The sequence below is a fragment of the Amycolatopsis coloradensis genome, assembly GCF_001953865.1.
Taxonomy (GTDB): Bacteria; Actinomycetota; Actinomycetes; order Mycobacteriales; family Pseudonocardiaceae; genus Amycolatopsis; species Amycolatopsis coloradensis.
The window spans coordinates 234,106-250,316 of the sequence record NZ_MQUQ01000002.1 but is presented as its reverse complement, the minus strand read 5'-3'; the positions used below and the strand labels follow the sequence as shown (position 1 = coordinate 250,316).

Below are 16,211 nucleotides of genomic sequence, written 5' to 3'. Positions count from 1 at the left end.
CGATGTCCAAGCCGGTGAAGGTGCACAGCGTCGCGGAAGGGCCCGTGGACGGCCCCGTCGTGGTGTTCAGTGGATCGCTCGGCAGTGACCACCGCATGTGGGAGCCGCAGGTGAAACCCTTGGTGGACAAGGGTTTCCGGGTGATCCGTTACGACACTCGCGGGCATGGCGCGTCCCCGGTCCCGGCCGGGCCGTACGCGCTCGCGGATCTCGGCGGTGACGTGCTCGCGCTGCTCGACGAGCACGGCCTCGAACGCGCCCATTTCGTCGGGCTCTCCCTCGGTGGGATGACCGGGATGTGGCTCGGGGTGAACGCGCCGGACCGGATCGAGAGCCTCACGGTGTGCTGCACGTCCGCGAAACTCGGACCGCCGGAGATGTGGGCGGACCGGGCGAGGACCGTCCGGGAGAGCGGCACCGCGGCGGTCGCCGAGGCCGGGGCCGGCCGCTGGGTCACCGCCGGTTACGCCGCCGCCCATCCCGGCCGGGCCCGGTTCCTGCGGGAGATGATCGCGAGTGTCCCCGCCGAGGGATACGCGGCGTCCTGCCAGGCCATCGAACGGATGGACCTCGTCGGCGACCTCCCCAGGATCGTGGCGCGGACGCTGGTCGTCGCCGGGGCCGAGGATCCGGCCACCCCGGTCGAGCACGCCGAAGTGATCGCGGGTGGCATCCCGGACGCGCGGCTCGAGGTCGTCGAAGGCGCCGCGCATCTGGGCAACTTCGAACAGCCGGAGCGGTTCACCGCGCTGATCCTCGAACATCTGGAGGTGGCCCGATGAGCGAAGACCCCTATGAGACCGGGATGCGGGTGCGCCGCGAAGTCCTCGGTGACGCGCACGTCGATCGCGCAGTGGCCCGCACCACCGAGTTCAGCCGCCCGTTCCAGGACTACATCACCCGGGGCGCGTGGGGCTCGGTCTGGTCGCGCGACGGACTCGACCGCAAGACCCGCAGTTGTGTGACCCTGGCCGCGCTCACCGCACTGCACGCCCACGACGAACTCGCCATGCACGTCCGGGCCGCCGTCCACAATGGACTCAGTGCGCGGGAGATCTCCGAGGTCCTGCTGCACACCGCCGTCTACGCGGGTGCCCCGGCCGCCAACGCGGCGTTCGCCGTCGCCCAGCGGGTGCTGGCCGAACTCGGTGAGCCTGCCGCTCAGGAGGAGGGTGCCGGTTAGGGTTCTCATATGGACGAAGGCGAGGTGACCGAGCGCGGAGCGCATCATGTCCAGTCGCTGGAGCGCGGGCTGGCGGTGATCAAGGCGTTCAACGCGGACGCGGCCGAACTCACGCTGAGTGACGTCGCCCGCTCCACCGGTCTGACCAGGGCGGCAGCCCGCCGGTTCCTGCTCACCCTGGTCGACCTGGGATACGTGCGCACGGACGGCAAGTACTTCTCGCTCACCGCGCGGGTCCTCGAACTCGGTTACTCGTACCTGTCGAGCCTGTCGCTGCCCGAGGTCGCCCAGCCGCATCTGGAGCGGCTGTCCGCCGAGGTGCACGAGTCGAGTTCGGTCTCGGTGCTCGAAGGGCCGGACATCGTCTACGTCGCGCGGGTGGCCGTCTCGCGGATCATGACCGTCAGCATCGACGTCGGCACTCGCTTCCCGGCGCACGCGACGTCGATGGGGCACGTCCTGCTGGCCGACCTCGAAGGCGACGACCTGCACGGCTACTTGGACGCGGCCAAACTCGAGAAACTGACCGCGCGCACGCTGACCAGGCAAAAGGACCTCATCGCCGAGTTGGAGCGGGTCTACCGGCAGGGTTACGCGATGGTCGACCAGGAACTCGAAGAGGGACTGCGGTCGATCGCCGCGCCGATCCGGGACCGGCGCGGCAAGGTCGTGGCCGCGGTCAACCTCTCCACCCACGCCAGCCGGACGACGCCCGAGTCGGTCGAGCAGGAGCTGCTGCCGTCGCTGCTCGACACGGCGAGGGCCATCGAGACCGACTTGGCCTCCGCGCCGCCGATCAGGGCGGGGCACACGAAGGCAGGGCATGGCTGAGGTCGCCGGGTTGCTGCTCGCGGCCGGGGCCGGACGCCGCTTCGGCGGGCCGAAGGCACTGGCCGTCCTCGACGGCGAGCCGTTCGTCGTCCGGGCGCTGCGAGTGCTCACCGACGCCGGCTGCGCACCGGTCCGGGTGGTGCTGGGCGCCTCGGTCGAGGAGGTCCGCGCGCTCCTGCCCGGCTCCGAGGCCGTCGTGGTGGCCGAAGACTGGGAATCCGGCATGGGCGCGTCGCTGCGGGCGGGTTTGAGCGCACTGGAAACCAGCTGTGCCGTCGCCGCTGTCGTGCATCTCGTGGATTTGCCCGGTGTCGGTGCCGAAGTGGTGCGCCGGGTCGCGGCCGGGGCCGGCGAGAACACCGTCGCGCGGGCGGCCTACGACGGCGTCCCAGGTCATCCCGTCGTGCTCGGCCGCCGCTGGTGGCCGGAGATCGTGGCGGGCGCGTCCGGGGACAAAGGCGCGCGAGACTGGCTCAAGGGACGTCCGGACCTGAGGCTCGTCGAATGCGGCGACCTCGGCACCGGGCACGACGTGGACCGCCGCGAGGATCTTCCAGGCTGACCTCCCGCTCCCCGAAGCCTACGATCGGGAAGTGACCGTCGAATCGCCCGAGAAACTGGCCGAAGCCCTCGAATCGGTCGGCTACCTCGCCGACGACGGCATCGCCACGGCCGGATACCTCGCCCTGCGGCTCGGCCGCCCGCTGTTCTGCGAAGGCGAACCGGGCACCGGTAAGACCTCACTAGCCTTGGGGCTGGCCGAAGCACTCGACATGCCGCTCATCCGGCTTCAGTGCCACGAAGGGATCGACGCGGCGCAGGCCCTGTACGAATGGGACTTCCCCCGCCAGTTACTGCACCTGCGGGCGCTCGAAGCCGCCGGTGACGGCGGCCTCGACGTCGAGGCCGCCGAGCAGTCCCTTTACACCGAACGGTTCCTGCTCTCCCGGCCGCTGCTGAAGGCGTTGCAGACCGCGCCGTGCGTACTGCTGGTGGACGAGATCGACCGCGCCGACGACGAGTTCGAGGCCTTTCTGCTGCAGCTCCTCGACGAGAACGCCGTCACCATTCCCGAGTTCGGCGAGGTGCGCGCCGAGCATCCACCGCTCGTGGTGCTCACCTCGAACCGGACCCGGGAAGTCCACGACGCGCTCAAGCGCCGCTGTCTCTACCACTGGCTCGAACATCCGGACCTCGGCCGCGAAATCGAGATCCTGCGCCGCAAGATCCCGAACCTCGGCGAAGGCCTCGCGGCACAGGTCGCGGCGGCGGTGCACCGGCTCCGGGCGATGGAACTGCTGAAACCACCCGGGGTGGCGGAATCCCTGGACTGGGCTCAGGCGCTCCTCGCGCTGGAAATGTCCGAACTGGACGCCGCGGCGGCCGCGCGCACGCTCGGCGCGGTGCTCAAGTACAGCGAAGACCTCGACAGGGTCCGCGCCAAGCTCGACAAACTGCTCGCCTGATCGGGTCAGCGACGCCGCAAAGCCGGGTCGAGCAGCGACGGCGGGGTGTCCATCTTCTCGTCCGGTGCGAGGTCGACGCCGGGAGCGACGATCTCATCGATCGCGTCGAGGACGTCGGACGGCAGCACCGTGTCCGCGGCGGCGAGCTGGGATTCCAGATGCTCCGAAGTGCGTGGCCCGATGATCGCGCTGGTCACGGCCGGATGCGCGGTCACGAAGCCGAGCGCGAGCTGGATCAGCGTCAGGCCCGCCTCGTCGGCGACCTTGGCCAGCCGCTCGACGGCTTCGAGCCGGGTCCGGTTGGCCGGGACGGCCAGGTCGAAGCGCTGTGGCCGGACCTTCGAGCGGTTGGTGGTGATCTCCCGCCCCTCGCGGACCGCGCCCGAAAGCCAGCCCGAAGCGAGCGGGCTCCACGCCAGCACACCGAGCCCGTATTCCTCGGTCACCGGCAGCACGTGCGTTTCGATGCCACGCTGGAGGATCGAGTAGCTGGGCTGTTCGGTGACGTACCGGCTCAGGCGGTGTTCGCGGGCGGCCCACTGTGCCTGCACGACGCGATACGCGGGGAACGTCGACGAACCGAAGTAGCGGATCTTTCCCGCGCGCTGGAGATCGGTCAGCGCCGAAAGGGTCTCCTCGTCGCTGGTCTTCGGGTCCCAACGGTGGATCTGGTAGAGGTCGACGTGGTCGACGCCGAGGCGGCGCAGGCTGTTGTCCAGTTCGGTGACCAGCCAGCGTCGTGAAGCGCCCTGATGGTTGCGGTCGTCGCCCATCGGCATGGTCGCCTTCGTGGCCAGCACGATGTCCTCGCGGCGTCCGGCGATGGCCTTGCCGACCATCTTCTCCGACTCACCCGCGCTGTACATGTCAGCGGTGTCGACCAGGTTGATCCCGCCTTCGAGGGCGGCGTCGACGATGGCGGTGGCCTCGTCCTGGGTGGTGCGCCCGATCGCGCCGAAGTTCATCGCGCCGAGCGCGAGGGTGCTGACCTGCACACCGGTCCTGCCCAAGGTGCGGTACTGCATGACGGTGTCCTCCATGGCAAGATGAGCAAGCGGAACGTTGCTCCGCTAACAATACGGAACACTGTTCCGTTTGGCAACCATGGTGAGGATGCGCGTGGTGAGTGAAGAAGGCGCCAGGTCCAAACGCGCGGACGCCCGGCGCAACGAGAAGACCCTGCTCGACGCGGCGGCCGCCGTCTTCGTCACCTCGGGGGTCGAGGCGCCGGTCCGCGACATCGCGGCCAAGGCGGGTGTCGGGATGGGCACGATCTACCGGCACTTCCCGACCAGGGCCGACCTGATCATCGCCGTCTACCGGCACCAGGTCGACGCCTGCGCCGAGGCCGGACCGGAACTACTGGCGTCAAGCGATTCCCCATACGAGGCGTTGCGGCGCTGGATCGACCTCTTCGTCGATTTCCTGGTCACCAAACACGGTCTCGCCGCCGCTTTCCAGGCGGACAACACCGGTTTCGAGACGTTGCACGCCTACTTCCTCGACCGGCTCCTGCCCGTGTGCGCCACGCTGCTCGACGCCGCGGCCGAATCCGGCGAGATCCGCGCGGATCTCCAGGCGATCGAGGTCATGCGCGGCGTCGGGAACCTCTGCATCGGGGCCGACAGCGATCCCCGCTACGACGCCCGCCGGATGGTCGGCGTCCTCATCGCCGGACTCCGCTTCACGCCCTAGTTGTCAAGGGCTAAGGCAACGGTGGCGTCGAGTGAGGGGTGTGTGGATCCAGGTTGAGTGTCCCTTTTTCCACACACCCCCTCCGAAACCGGTCGTGACAGGGACGGCCTTCCACGTCAGTCAAGTCTGGGAAGGCTTCTTACCTGCCTTGACGGTCAATGCCGAGAACTTAGGCGACTCTGGGGTAGCTCCTCAGACTGTCCACAGAGGATGCTCTTCAAGGAGAAATGTTCGCTTGCGTCTATTTTGACCGTATCCTCAAGTACGTGATGGCCCCCTTCCTTGCGCTAGACGCAAGGAAGGGCGCCATCACGTACTTGACTGACCTCAGCCGACGTGTGGGCCGCGTCAGGCGGGCTTAGCTGTCGTCCGCAGTTCGGGGCTGATGCCCCCAATGCCTCATTCGGGGCGCTCACCGCCTCCAATGCCTCATTCGGGGCATCACCGAGGCGGGTAACTGCTGAATTCTGAATGCGTCTGGGTCTTCTCACGACTGGCGGGTGGCTGTGTCGCGAAAGCCACTTTCGAGACGTCTGATGTCCCGAAAGTGGCTTTCGCGACATGCTCGGCCGCGGTGCGGTCGCGCGCGGCCTGGTTGTAGTCGACGAAGATCCGGCCGCCGCGTTCTTCCTTTCACCACGCGATGGCCACCTTAAGTTCCAGGCATTGACCTTGAGGGTGGGGAAGGAGGCCTTCACGCGGTAGCGGGACCGCGACCGGTACTCGCTCGAACACGCCACGTTCGCACTCGGTGACACCGGAGCTCCAGGCGCCACAGCTTCACGCCCTAGCCGTTCAGCATCTTCAGAAAGCCGTTCTCGTACGTCGCGGGATCGGCGTCGTAGCCGACGTTCTGCGAAGTTCCCTTCGGTGTCACGTAAGTGCGGCCTGCCGCGGCGCCGTTCTGCCGGACGTCGACCTTCGTCTGCCGCAGCTTCACCGGGCTCACGGCGTCGAACACCTCGGACGAGGCGAGCGTGTCCCACCAGAACGCCGTCCCGTCATGGACGTACGGCGTGAGATCGGGCTGCGTGACGATGGAGTGCACCAGTTTCGCTTCCGCGGTCCGGCCTTCGCGGCCCAGGCGCTCCACATAGGACGGTGTGATGGGGACGTCGTTCGTGGCGTCCAGCGGGACGATGTCGACCCGGCGGAGTCCGGCGAAGACCTTGTCGGCCGAGGCGGGATCGAGCCACATGTTGACTTCTTGGGTGCCGTCGAACTTCTCCGCGTCCGGGCCGAACACGTTGCCAGGGACGTCGAAGGCGCCACCCATCACCGAAAGCCGCGAAATCCGTTGCGCCACACCGGGAACGTTCATCGCCTTCGCGACGTTCGTGAGCGGGCCGGTCGCGATCACGACGACCGGTTTCGCCGACTTGAGCACCGTCGCGGCGAGCAGTGTCGACGCCCGGATCCGTGACGGGCGGTCCGGAACCCCCGCGTCACCGAGTGCGCCGTTGAGGATGCTCTCGGTCCAGGCGCGGCTGTCGGCGGGCATCGGGTTCGCACCGGTGTCGGAGCCGTCGGCGACCGGAACACCGGAGAGCCCGCATTTCCCGAGCGCCGTCCGCACGTGGGTCAGCGCGCGCCCGGGGATTCCGGCGCCGTTGTTGGTGACGGTGACCGCGCGCAGGTCGATGCGGCGCTGTTTGTGGGCCTGGCACAGGTACGCGAGTGTCGCGATGTCCGCGAAATCGGAGTCGCCGTCGAACACGACCGGGACCGGTGAGGACGGCTGGGCAGCGGAGGCGGCCGGGACGGCGGCCGCGCCGAGGGCGCAGGCGAGGAGGGCGGCGAGCACGGCACGGGACGAGAACATGGCGTCACCGTAGCGAGAATTCCCGGCAGGACCTAAGTCCTCTTCGGCGTCGAATCCCTGGCGGCGGCCCGCCGGGCGCGCTACAACTCGGTCATGGAACGTACACGGTGTTGTGTGGTGGGGGGGCGGTCCGGCGGGGATGGTGCTCGGCCTGCTGCTGGCACGAGCCGGGGTGGAAGTCACCGTTCTCGAGAAGCACAAGGACTTCTTCCGCGACTTCCGCGGTGACACGGTGCATCCCCCGACGCTGATGCTGCTCGATGAACTCGGCCTCGGCGACCGGTTCGCGGAACTCCCGTCGAAACGGCTGGAGAAGATGCGGATGGAGATCGGCGGTACGACGATCGTCGCCGCCGATTTCAGCCGGATTCCCGGGCCGCACAAGTACATCGCGATGGTCCCGCAGTGGGACTTCCTGAACCTGCTCGCCGAAGCGGCGGCCGGGGAACCGGCGTTCACCCTGCGGATGGGCGCCGAGGTCACCGGCCTGCGCCGGGGCGGCGGGGTGCGCTACCGCGATTCCGACGGCGTGGAACGGGAACTGGCCGCGTCGCTCGTGGTCGGCTGCGACGGCCGGGATTCCCTGGTGCGCGCGGAAGCGGGGCTCGTGCCGCACGAGTACGACGTGCCGATGGACGTGTGGTGGGTCCGCGTGCCCAAACTCCAGGACACGGGCAAGGAAGCCGAGGTGTTCGGCTGTTTCGCGAACGGCCTCGCCGGTATGACGATGGACCGCGGCGACTATTACCAGACGTCGTACCTGATCAGGAAAGGCCAGGACGAGGCGCAGCGCGGCGAAGGCATCGAGAAGTTCCGCGAACGGATCGGCGGCCTGTTCGGCTGGGGAGAGGGCGAACTCGCCGCGATCCGCGATTGGGACGACGTCAAACTGCTGAAGGTCCGGATGTCCAAGCTCCCGCATTGGTACTCCGAGCGGGTGCTGTGCATCGGTGACGCCGCGCACGCGATGTCACCGGCCGGTGGGATGGGCGTCAACGTCGCGGTGCAGGACGCCGTGGCGGCCGCGCGGATCCTCGCCGCCCCGCTACGGCGCGGCACGCTGACCGCGCGGGACCTCGGCCGGGTGCAGCGCCGCCGGAACGTCGCCGTCAGCCTCATCCAGATGCAGCAATTGGGGGAGCACAAGATGCTCATCGAGCCCGCCCTCGACGGGACCCTCACCGCGCGGACCATCCCCCTGGCTCTCCGGCTTTCGGACCGGTTTCCGCTGCTCACCGGCCTAGCCGCGGTCATGGGCGGCATCGGCCCCCTCCGCGAGAAGACCCCGGCCTTCGCCCGCCGCTGACGCCGCGTTTCGTCCTCTAGTTGCGGTAGTTGCACGCGCAACTACCGCAACTAGAGGACGAAACGCGGGCACAATGGAGGGGTGAGCGATCCCTTGGCGGGTTTCGTCGGCTTCGCGGAGGCTTTGCGCGAAGCCGGTTTGCCGTGCGACGCGCACCGAGTCCAGGCGTACCTGTCGGCGGTCGGCGAGGTCGACCTGGCCGACCCCGAGCAGCTGTACTGGGCAGGACGGCTGACGCTGTGCGCCGACCCCGACGACCTCCCTCACTACGACACCGCGTTCGACAGCTGGTTCACCGAGGCCGAAACCGGCCCCCGGCGGCGAGGCAGGGAGGCGCCGCCGAAGCGCGCCAGGATCGCCGCGCTCGCACAGGCGGCCGGCCAGGGCGAGTCCGGCGCGGAACCCGACCGGCTCCGCGTGGCGGCGAGTGAGGACGAGGTCCTGCGGCACCGCGACCTCGCCGAACTGACCGTCGCGGAACGGGCCCACCTGCGGGAACTGCTCGCGAAGCTGCGCCCGGCCCTCCCGCTGCGGTCCTCGCCGCGCCGTCGCGCCGCGCGGCGGGGCACTCTCGATCCGTCTCGTACGCTCCGGGCGATGCTGGCCGGAGGCGGCGAGCCCGTCCGCCTGGCGTACCGGCGGAAGGGTGCGAAACCCCGCCGTCTCGTCCTCTTGATCGACGTCTCCGGCTCGATGGGCCCGTACGCCGATGCCCTGCTGCGGTTCGCGCACGTCGTCACCCGGCGCGCTCCCGGCCGCGTCGAGGTGTTCACCCTGGGCACCCGGCTCACCCGGGTGTCCCGCCAGCTGCGCCTGCGCGATCCCGAGCACGCGATGCTCGCCGCGGCCGCCGCCGTCCCCGATTTCGCGGGCGGGACCCGGCTCGGCGAGACCCTGCGGGCGTTCCTCGATCGCTGGGGACAACGCGGCGTGGCCAGGCGTTCGGTGGTCACCGTGTTCTCCGACGGCTGGGAACGAGGTGACCCCGGCCTGCTCGGCGAGCAGCTCGCCAGGCTTCGCCGGCTCGCGCACGCCGTATTCTGGGTGAATCCGCACGCGGGGAGGGCGGGTTACGCTCCCGTGCAGTCCGGCATCGTGGCCGCGCTCCCGTACCTCGATCGGCTGCTCGCCGGGCACAGCTTGGCCACGTTGGAACGACTGCTTCTGGAGATCGCCGATGCGTGACGTACTGGACGAACTGCACCGCCGCTGGGCGGCGGGCGAGACCGTGGCGGTCGGCACGGTGGTGGCGACGTTCTCGTCGGCGCCGCGCAGCCCCGGCGCGGCGATGCTCGTCGCGCCGGACGGCACGGTCACCGGCAGTGTCTCCGGCGGCTGCGTCGAGGGCGCCGTCTACGAACTCGCGCACCAGGTGGTCGCCGACCGTGCCCCCGTGTTGCAGCGCTACGGCGTCACCGACGACGACGCGTTCGCGGTCGGGCTGACCTGCGGCGGGATCATCGACATCTATGTCCAGCACGTCGACCGAGACTCGATGCCGGAACTCGGCGAGGTCGTCGAATCGGTCCACAGTGGACAGCCGGTCGCCGTGGTGACGGTGATCGAGCACGAACGGGAAGGGCTGGTCGGCGAGCATCTGATCGTCTGGCCGGACCGGGTCACCGGTTCGCTCGGTTCCTCGCGGATGGACGACGCCGTCGCCGACGACGCGCGTGGGATGCTCGTGGCCGGTCGCACCGGCACGCTGCGCTACGGGCCGGACGGGCAGCGCCGCGGCGAAGGGATGACGGTCTTCGTCAACTCCTTCGAGCCGCCCGCGCGGCTGCTGGTGTTCGGCGCGATCGATTTCGCCGCCGCGATGGCGAAAATGGGCGCGTACCTCGGCTACCAGGTCACGGTCTGCGACGCGCGGCCCGTGTTCGCGACGAAGAGCCGGTTCCCCGACGCGCACGAGGTCGTCGTCGACTGGCCGCATCGCTATCTGACCGCCGAAGCCGAGGCGGGCCGGATCGACGGCCGGACCGCGATCGCCGTGCTTACCCATGACCCGAAGTTCGACGTGCCGTTGCTGGAGGTCGCGTTGCGGCTCGACGTGGGCTACGTCGGCGCGATGGGCTCGCGAAAGACCCACGACGACCGGTTCGCGCGGTTGCGCGAAGCCGGGGTCACCGAGGCGGAACTCGAACGGCTGTCCTCGCCGATCGGCCTTGACCTCGGCGCGCGGACCCCGGAGGAGACGGCGGTGTCGATCGCGGCGGAGATCATCGCGTTGCGGTGGAGCGGTTCGGGGTCGCGGCTCGCCGAACTCACCGGCCGGATCCACGGCTGACGCCGGGCACCGGGATCGCTTGGCTCGACTTGACCACGTCGAAGGCCGGCAGGGTCTCGAACCGTTTGACGTGCTCGGTGAACAGGTTCCTGGCCAGGTGGCGGCTCGCCTTGAGATCCGGGGTGAGCAGGACGACGACGTAGTCCCACTGCCCGACGATGCTGTAGCAGTGCTGGACTCGCGGTTCGGCCAGCATGCGCTCGCGGAACGCGTTGTGGTGCTTCACGTCGTCGTCGGTCAGCGCGATCAGGATGACCGACGCCATCCCGGCGTCCAGTGTTTCGGGATCGAGCACGGCGACCTGCGCGCGGATCACGCCCGCGGCACGCAGCCTGGTCAGCCGCCGTTGGACCGCGCTCGGGGAAAGGCCGACGGCGTCCCCCAGTTCGTGCAGCGGGCGGGCCGCGTCGACCTGGACGAGGTCGAGCAGCAGATGATCGATCTCGTCGAGGGGCACGCAAGATTTTTGCACGCGGGCGGGAAAATTTACAATCGGCATGATCGACTTCCGGCCTAGCTTGGGCGTCATGACCGATATCGACCTCCAGCTGGACCACGTCGCCGAGGCGGCGAAGGTGATCGACCCCGTTTTCCTGAATTCCCCGCAGTACAGCGACGAACAGCTGAACGAACGGCTCGGCCGTCGGGTGCTGGTGAAAGTCGAGACCCTGAATCCGTTGCGCAGCTTCAAAGGCCGCGGCGCGGACTACTTCGCCGCCGGGCTGGAGCCGGGCACCACGATGGTGTGTGGCACGAGCGGCAACTTCGGGCAGGCCGTCGCCTTCGCGGCCAGGAAACGCGGCCTGCGGGCCGAGGTGTTCGTCCCCGCCGACATCTCCCCGGTCAAACTCCGGCGGATGGAGGCGCTGGGCGCCCGCGTGCGCCGGGTCGACGGCGAAGCGAAAGCCGCCGCTGCCGCCTTCGCCGCCGAAGCGCCGGATCGCGTCTTCGTGGTCGACGGCCGCGAGCCCGCGATCTCCGAAGGCGCGGGCACGATCGGCCTGGAACTGGCGCGGGAGACCGGGATCGACACGGTGGTGCTCCCGGTCGGCGACGGCGCGCTGATCGCCGGGGTCGCGCTCTGGCTCAAGGCGCACTCGCCGGACGTCCGGATCGTCGGCGTCGGGACCGAGTCGGCACCCGCGATGGCGCGGAGTTGGCAGGCGGGTGAACCGATCACCGTCGACCGGGCCAACTGGTTCGCCGGCGGGATCTCGATCCGGACCCCGGAGCCGGAATCCATCCGGCGGATGCGGTCGCTCGTCGACGACTTCGTGCTGGTCAGCGACGACGATCTGCGCGCGGCCATGCGACTGGGTGAGGAGATCCTCGGCGTCGTCCCGGAACCCGCGGGCGCCGCCGGCCTGGCCGCGCTGACCGTGCACGACCTGCCTGGCGAGTTCGCCACCACCGTGGTCACCGGGGCGAACGCCCCCTGGCCCCGTGAGGGATAAGGACGCTTCTCAGCGGCCCTTGCGTCGCGAAAGCCACTTTCGGGACATCAGACGTCCCGAAAGTGGCTTTCGCGACAGGGCCGCTAAGCAGTCGCGTGGAGACACTCACCCATGCTTCCGCATCTGCGACCTTTTTTCATGCCTCCAAACGCATCTGCGGGCGCAGCCGGGAGTGACCCCCTGGTGGGGGTTGTCCCGGCCAGGCAGAAGTAGCACGCTCGGCTGTGAGTCCGATCACGGTCCGCCGGGGTCGGTCCGTGACAACCGAATGACCGGCCGCTCCCGAACGACCCCGGACCAGCGCGGGGTTTCTCTTGCTTTTGGAGGCCTGATGCGCATCACCGTCACCGTCGACGGCACCAGTTACACAGACGACGTCGAACCCCGCACCCTGCTCGTGCACCATCTGCGCGAACGGGTCGGGAAGGTAGGCACCGTGGTCGGTTGCGACACCAGCAACTGCGGAGCCTGCACCGTCCACCTCGACGGGCACAGCGTGAAATCCTGTTCGGTTCTCGCGGTCCAGGCCGACGGCTGCGAAATCACCACGATCGAAGGACTCGCCCGGGACGGCGAACTGCACCCGGTGCAGAAGGCGTTCCACGAGAATCACGCGCTCCAATGCGGATTCTGCACGCCCGGCATGATCATGCAGTCGATCGACCTGCTCGCCGACAATCCCGATCCGGACGAAAAGGCCGTCCGAGAAGGACTCGAAGGCAACCTGTGCCGCTGCACGGGTTACCAGAACATCGTCCGCGCGGTGCGCGACGCCGCCCATCGGATGCGGCCCGGTGCCGGGCCCGAAGCGGAGCGGCTCGCCTCGGACACCGCTTCCCGTGTCGGCTCGGGTGGTGAATGATGACCTCCACGATCGAACCGGAGGTCGGCAAGTCCCGTCGCCGCAAGGAGGACGAGCGGCTCATCACCGGCCGCACGCGCTGGACCGACAATCTGACGCTGCCGGGCATGCTGCATCTCGCGGTGCTGCGCAGCCCGTTCGCGCACGCCAAGATCGTCTCGATCGACGTCACCGAGGCGAAGTCCGCGCCGGGTGTCGTCGCCGTCTACACGGGGAGGGATCTCGATCCCGAAAGCGCCATCGGGATGCCGTGCGCGTGGCCGATCACGCCGGACATGAAATCGCCGAGGCGGCCCATTCTCGCTTCGGACACGGTGAACTTCGCCGGTGAAGGCGTCGCGGTGGTCGTTGCCCGCACGTCGGCCGAAGCGCATGACGCGCTCGAAGCGATCGACGTCGAGTACGACGAACTGCCGGTCGTTCTCGGGCTCGAGAACGCCCTCGCCGAGGGCGCGCCGCTGGTGCACGAAGATCTCGGCACCAACCAGAACGCCGTATGGGTCTTCGATTCCGCAGGCGCGGGAACGGGTTCCGACGTCGAGGACGCGATCGCGAACTCGGAAGTCGTCCTCAAGCGGCGTTTCCGTCAGCAGCGGCTCGTGCCCGCCTTCATGGAGCCGCGGGCGTGCGTCGTCGACCCGACCGGCAGCCAGCTGGTCATGTGGTCGGCCACCCAGGTCCCGCACATCCTCAAGACGATGACGGCGGCCACACTCGGTCTCCCCGAGCACAAGGTGCGGGTGATCGCGCCGGACGTCGGCGGCGGGTTCGGCGGCAAGATCGCCGTGCTGCCCGAAGAGATGATGTCGACGCTGATCGCGCGGCGGCTCGGCAAACCGGTCAAGTGGACCGAGTCCCGGTCGGAGTCGATGGTCGCCGCGCACCACGGCCGCGACCAGATCCAGGATCTCACCATCACCGCGAACCGCGACGGCACGGTGACCGGCCTCAAGGTCGAACTGCTCGCCGACATGGGCGCGTACCTCGGCCTCGTCGGCCCCGGCGTGCCGATCCTCGGCGCGTTCATGTTCAACGCCATCTACAAGTTCCCGGCGTACCACTTCGCCTGCACCAACGTGTTCACCAACACCACGCTCACCGACGCCTACCGCGGCGCCGGGCGGCCGGAGGCCACCTTCGGCATCGAGCGGATCATGGACGAACTCGCCGTCGAACTGGGCATGGACCCGATGGAGCTGCGCGAGAAGAACTGGATCTCCCACGAGGAGTTCCCGTTCACCACGGTGGCCGGGCTGACCTACGACTCGGGCAATTACGAGGCCGCCACCGCCAAGGCCAAGGAACTGTTCGACTACGACGGTCTCCGCCGGGAACAGAAGGAGCGTCGGGAATCCGGCGACTCCGTCCAGCTCGGTATCGGCATCTCGACCTTCACCGAAATGTGCGGCCTCGCGCCGTCGAGGGTGCTCGGCTCGCTGGATTACGCCGCCGGCGGCTGGGAACACGCGGACATCCGGGTGCTGCCGACCGGCAAGATCGAGGTCATCACCGGCGCCTCCGCGCACGGCCAGGGCCACGAGACGGCGTGGAGCCAGATCGTCGCCGACAAACTCGGTGTCCCGTTCGAGGACATCGAGGTCATCCACGGCGACACCCAGTCCTCGCACAAGGGCATGGACACCTACGGTTCCCGGTCGCTGGTGGTCGGCGGGATCGCGGTGGTCAAGGCGGCGGACAAGGTGCTCGCCAAGGCCAAGCCGATCGCGGCGCATATGATGGAATGCGCCGAGGACGACCTCGAGTTCGAGGCGGGCAAGTTCTCCGTCAAGGGCACGGATTCCTCGACGTCCATTCAGGACATCGCGTGGGCCGTGTTCTCGGCGCACGACCTGCCCGACGGCGTCGAACCCTCGCTGGATTCGTCGGACACGTTCGATCCGGAGAACTTCTCCTTCCCGCACGGCACGCATCTGTGCGCGGCGGAGGTCGACACCGAGACAGGGCGTGTGAAGCTGCGCTCCTACGTCTGCGTCGACGACGTCGGCGTGGCGGTCAACCCGCTGATCGTGGAAGGCCAGGTGCACGGCGGACTGGCGCAGGGCATCGCGCAGGCGTTGTTCGAAGAGGCCGTCCACGACGAAGGCGGGACGCTGACCACCGGGACGTTCGCCGACTACCTCCTGCCGTCGGCGGCGGATCTGCCCCACTTCACCACCGACCGCACCGAGACACCGTCCACGACGAACCCGCTGGGCGCCAAGGGAGTCGGCGAGGCGGGCACGATCGCTTCGACCCCGGCGGTGGTCAACGCCGTGATCGACGCGGTCCGGCACTTCGGGGTGGACGACATCGAAATGCCGTTGACCCCGATGCGGGTCTGGCACGCCATCCAGCACGGGTCGGCCGCCGCGGGCGGGCTGGGTTCCGAAGCCGGTGACGGTCTCGGTTCGATCGACGCCACCGGAGGTGCCCAGTGATCCCGGCCCCGTTCGACTACGTAGCTCCGTCCACAGTGGACGAAGCGGTGTGCGCGCTGGCCGAAGCGGGCGAGGACGCCAAGGTGCTGGCAGGCGGGCAAAGCCTGTTGCCGGTGCTGCGGATGCGGCTCGCCACGCCGACCACGCTGATCGACCTCGGGAAGGTCTCCGAGTTGCGCGGTGTCCGCGAGGACGGCGACGCGCTGGTCATCGGCTCGATGACCACGCACTACGACGTCCAGCGGGACGGGCTGGTCGCCGCGCACGCCGCGCTGCTCAAGGCCGCCACCGACACGGTCGCCGATCCGCAGATCCGGCATCGCGGCACGTTCGGCGGCGCCATCGCGCACGCCGACCCGGCCGGCGACCTGCCGGCGCCGGTGCTCGCGCTCGGCTGCGAACTCGTCGTCGCCGGACCGGGCGGGCGGCGGACGGTCGCCGCGGCGGACTTCTTCCAGGACATGTTCACCACCGCGCTCGCCGCGGACGAGATCCTGGTCGAGGTCCGCGTGCCGAAACACACCGGCTGGCGTGCCCACTACGAGAAGTTCAACCGGGTCGCGCAGGCGTGGTCGATGGTCGCGGTCGCGGCCTGCGTCCGCACCGAGGCGGGCACCATCGAGGAGGCGCGGGTCGCGCTCACCAACATGGGTTCGACGCCGGTGCGGGCGGCCGGGGTCGAGGCGGCGCTGGTCGGCTGCGCGGCCACCGCCGAGGCGATCCGCGGCGCGGCCGAACACGCGGCCGAAGGCACGAACCCGACGGCGGACGGCAACTCCGACGTCGAGTACCGGCAGCAGCTCGCCAGGGTGCTGACCGGCCGGGCGGTCCTCGCCGCCGCGGGCTCCTGACAGCTATCGGAAG

Annotated in this window: 16 protein-coding genes; 13 read left to right on the top strand and 3 right to left on the bottom strand. The window is 69.2% G+C overall.

The window, feature by feature from the left end; translation table 11 throughout:
- Positions 1 to 2: 2 nt before the first annotated feature.
- Genes pcaD through BS329_RS03015 form a run of 5 tightly spaced genes read left to right on the top strand, consistent with a single transcriptional unit; the run spans position 3 to position 3,480 of the window.
- A complete protein-coding gene (gene pcaD / locus BS329_RS03035; protein ID WP_076155457.1) occupies positions 3 to 782 on the top strand; it encodes a 3-oxoadipate enol-lactonase in 780 nt (259 codons plus the stop codon).
- Positions 779 to 1,183: a 4-carboxymuconolactone decarboxylase gene (gene pcaC / locus BS329_RS03030; protein WP_076155455.1), complete on the top strand. Its 405-nt coding sequence runs from the start codon at positions 779 to 781 to the stop codon at positions 1,181 to 1,183. The genes pcaD and pcaC overlap by 4 nt, the downstream gene beginning before the upstream one ends.
- Before the next feature lie 9 nt (positions 1,184 to 1,192).
- Entirely contained in the window at positions 1,193 to 2,014 is an 822-nt protein-coding gene (locus BS329_RS03025; protein WP_076155453.1) for an IclR family transcriptional regulator domain-containing protein, read from the top strand.
- Positions 2,007 to 2,576, top strand: coding sequence for a nucleotidyltransferase family protein (locus BS329_RS03020; RefSeq protein WP_076155452.1), 570 nt, complete (start codon positions 2,007 to 2,009; stop codon positions 2,574 to 2,576). Before BS329_RS03025 ends, BS329_RS03020 begins: the two co-directional genes overlap by 8 nt.
- A gap of 31 nt (positions 2,577 to 2,607) precedes the next feature.
- The gene (locus tag BS329_RS03015) at positions 2,608 to 3,480 is read left to right on the top strand and encodes an AAA family ATPase (protein WP_076155450.1); all 873 of its coding nucleotides are present in this window, start codon (positions 2,608 to 2,610) and stop codon (positions 3,478 to 3,480) included.
- A 5-nt stretch (positions 3,481 to 3,485) separates the two neighbouring features.
- Here BS329_RS03015 and BS329_RS03010 read toward each other — a convergent pair whose 3' ends face one another.
- Positions 3,486 to 4,505, bottom strand: coding sequence for an aldo/keto reductase (locus BS329_RS03010; RefSeq protein ID WP_076155654.1), 1,020 nt, complete (start codon positions 4,503 to 4,505; stop codon positions 3,486 to 3,488).
- A gap of 88 nt (positions 4,506 to 4,593) precedes the next feature.
- Between BS329_RS03010 and BS329_RS03005 the strand changes: the two genes are divergently transcribed.
- Positions 4,594 to 5,175, top strand: a complete 582-nt coding sequence (locus BS329_RS03005; RefSeq protein WP_076155653.1) for a TetR/AcrR family transcriptional regulator — start codon at positions 4,594 to 4,596, stop codon at positions 5,173 to 5,175.
- A 787-nt stretch (positions 5,176 to 5,962) separates the two neighbouring features.
- Here the strand turns inward: BS329_RS03005 and BS329_RS02995 are convergent.
- Positions 5,963 to 6,997: a nucleoside hydrolase gene (locus BS329_RS02995; RefSeq protein ID WP_076155449.1), complete on the bottom strand. Its 1,035-nt coding sequence runs from the start codon at positions 6,995 to 6,997 to the stop codon at positions 5,963 to 5,965.
- Between the two features lie 112 nt (positions 6,998 to 7,109).
- On the opposite strand from BS329_RS02995, the gene BS329_RS02990 reads away from it, so the two are divergent.
- The 3 genes from BS329_RS02990 to BS329_RS02980 all read left to right on the top strand — a co-directional run bounded on the left by BS329_RS02990 (position 7,110) and on the right by BS329_RS02980 (position 10,593).
- Positions 7,110 to 8,303 (top strand): FAD-dependent oxidoreductase, encoded by a 1,194-nt coding sequence (locus BS329_RS02990; protein ID WP_341866312.1) that lies wholly within the window; start codon positions 7,110 to 7,112, stop codon positions 8,301 to 8,303.
- Positions 8,304 to 8,384: 81 nt separating this feature from the next.
- Entirely contained in the window at positions 8,385 to 9,488 is a 1,104-nt protein-coding gene (locus BS329_RS02985) for a vWA domain-containing protein (protein WP_076155446.1), read from the top strand.
- Positions 9,481 to 10,593, top strand: coding sequence for an XdhC family protein (locus tag BS329_RS02980; RefSeq protein WP_076155444.1), 1,113 nt, complete (start codon positions 9,481 to 9,483; stop codon positions 10,591 to 10,593). Before BS329_RS02985 ends, BS329_RS02980 begins: the two co-directional genes overlap by 8 nt.
- Here BS329_RS02980 and BS329_RS02975 read toward each other — a convergent pair.
- Positions 10,571 to 11,050 carry an Lrp/AsnC family transcriptional regulator gene (locus BS329_RS02975; protein WP_076155443.1) on the bottom strand — a complete coding sequence of 160 codons (480 nt, stop codon included), beginning with the start codon at positions 11,048 to 11,050 and terminating at the stop codon, positions 10,571 to 10,573. The genes BS329_RS02980 and BS329_RS02975 overlap by 23 nt on opposite strands.
- 70 nt (positions 11,051 to 11,120) lie before the next feature.
- On the opposite strand from BS329_RS02975, the gene BS329_RS02970 reads away from it, so the two are divergent.
- The 4 genes from BS329_RS02970 (at position 11,121) to BS329_RS02955 (ending at position 16,198) form a co-directional block, all read left to right on the top strand.
- Complete coding sequence (locus BS329_RS02970) at positions 11,121 to 12,047, top strand: threonine ammonia-lyase (protein WP_244197005.1); 927 nt, start codon at positions 11,121 to 11,123, stop codon at positions 12,045 to 12,047.
- A 331-nt stretch (positions 12,048 to 12,378) separates the two neighbouring features.
- Complete coding sequence (locus BS329_RS02965) at positions 12,379 to 12,909, top strand: (2Fe-2S)-binding protein (RefSeq protein ID WP_076155439.1); 531 nt, start codon at positions 12,379 to 12,381, stop codon at positions 12,907 to 12,909.
- On the top strand, positions 12,909 to 15,347 hold the full coding sequence (locus tag BS329_RS02960) for a xanthine dehydrogenase family protein molybdopterin-binding subunit (protein ID WP_076155438.1): 2,439 nt from the start codon (positions 12,909 to 12,911) through the stop codon (positions 15,345 to 15,347). The genes BS329_RS02965 and BS329_RS02960 overlap by 1 nt, the downstream gene beginning before the upstream one ends.
- Complete coding sequence (locus BS329_RS02955) at positions 15,344 to 16,198, top strand: FAD binding domain-containing protein (protein WP_076155436.1); 855 nt, start codon at positions 15,344 to 15,346, stop codon at positions 16,196 to 16,198. Before BS329_RS02960 ends, BS329_RS02955 begins: the two co-directional genes overlap by 4 nt.
- Positions 16,199 to 16,211 lie beyond the last annotated feature (13 nt).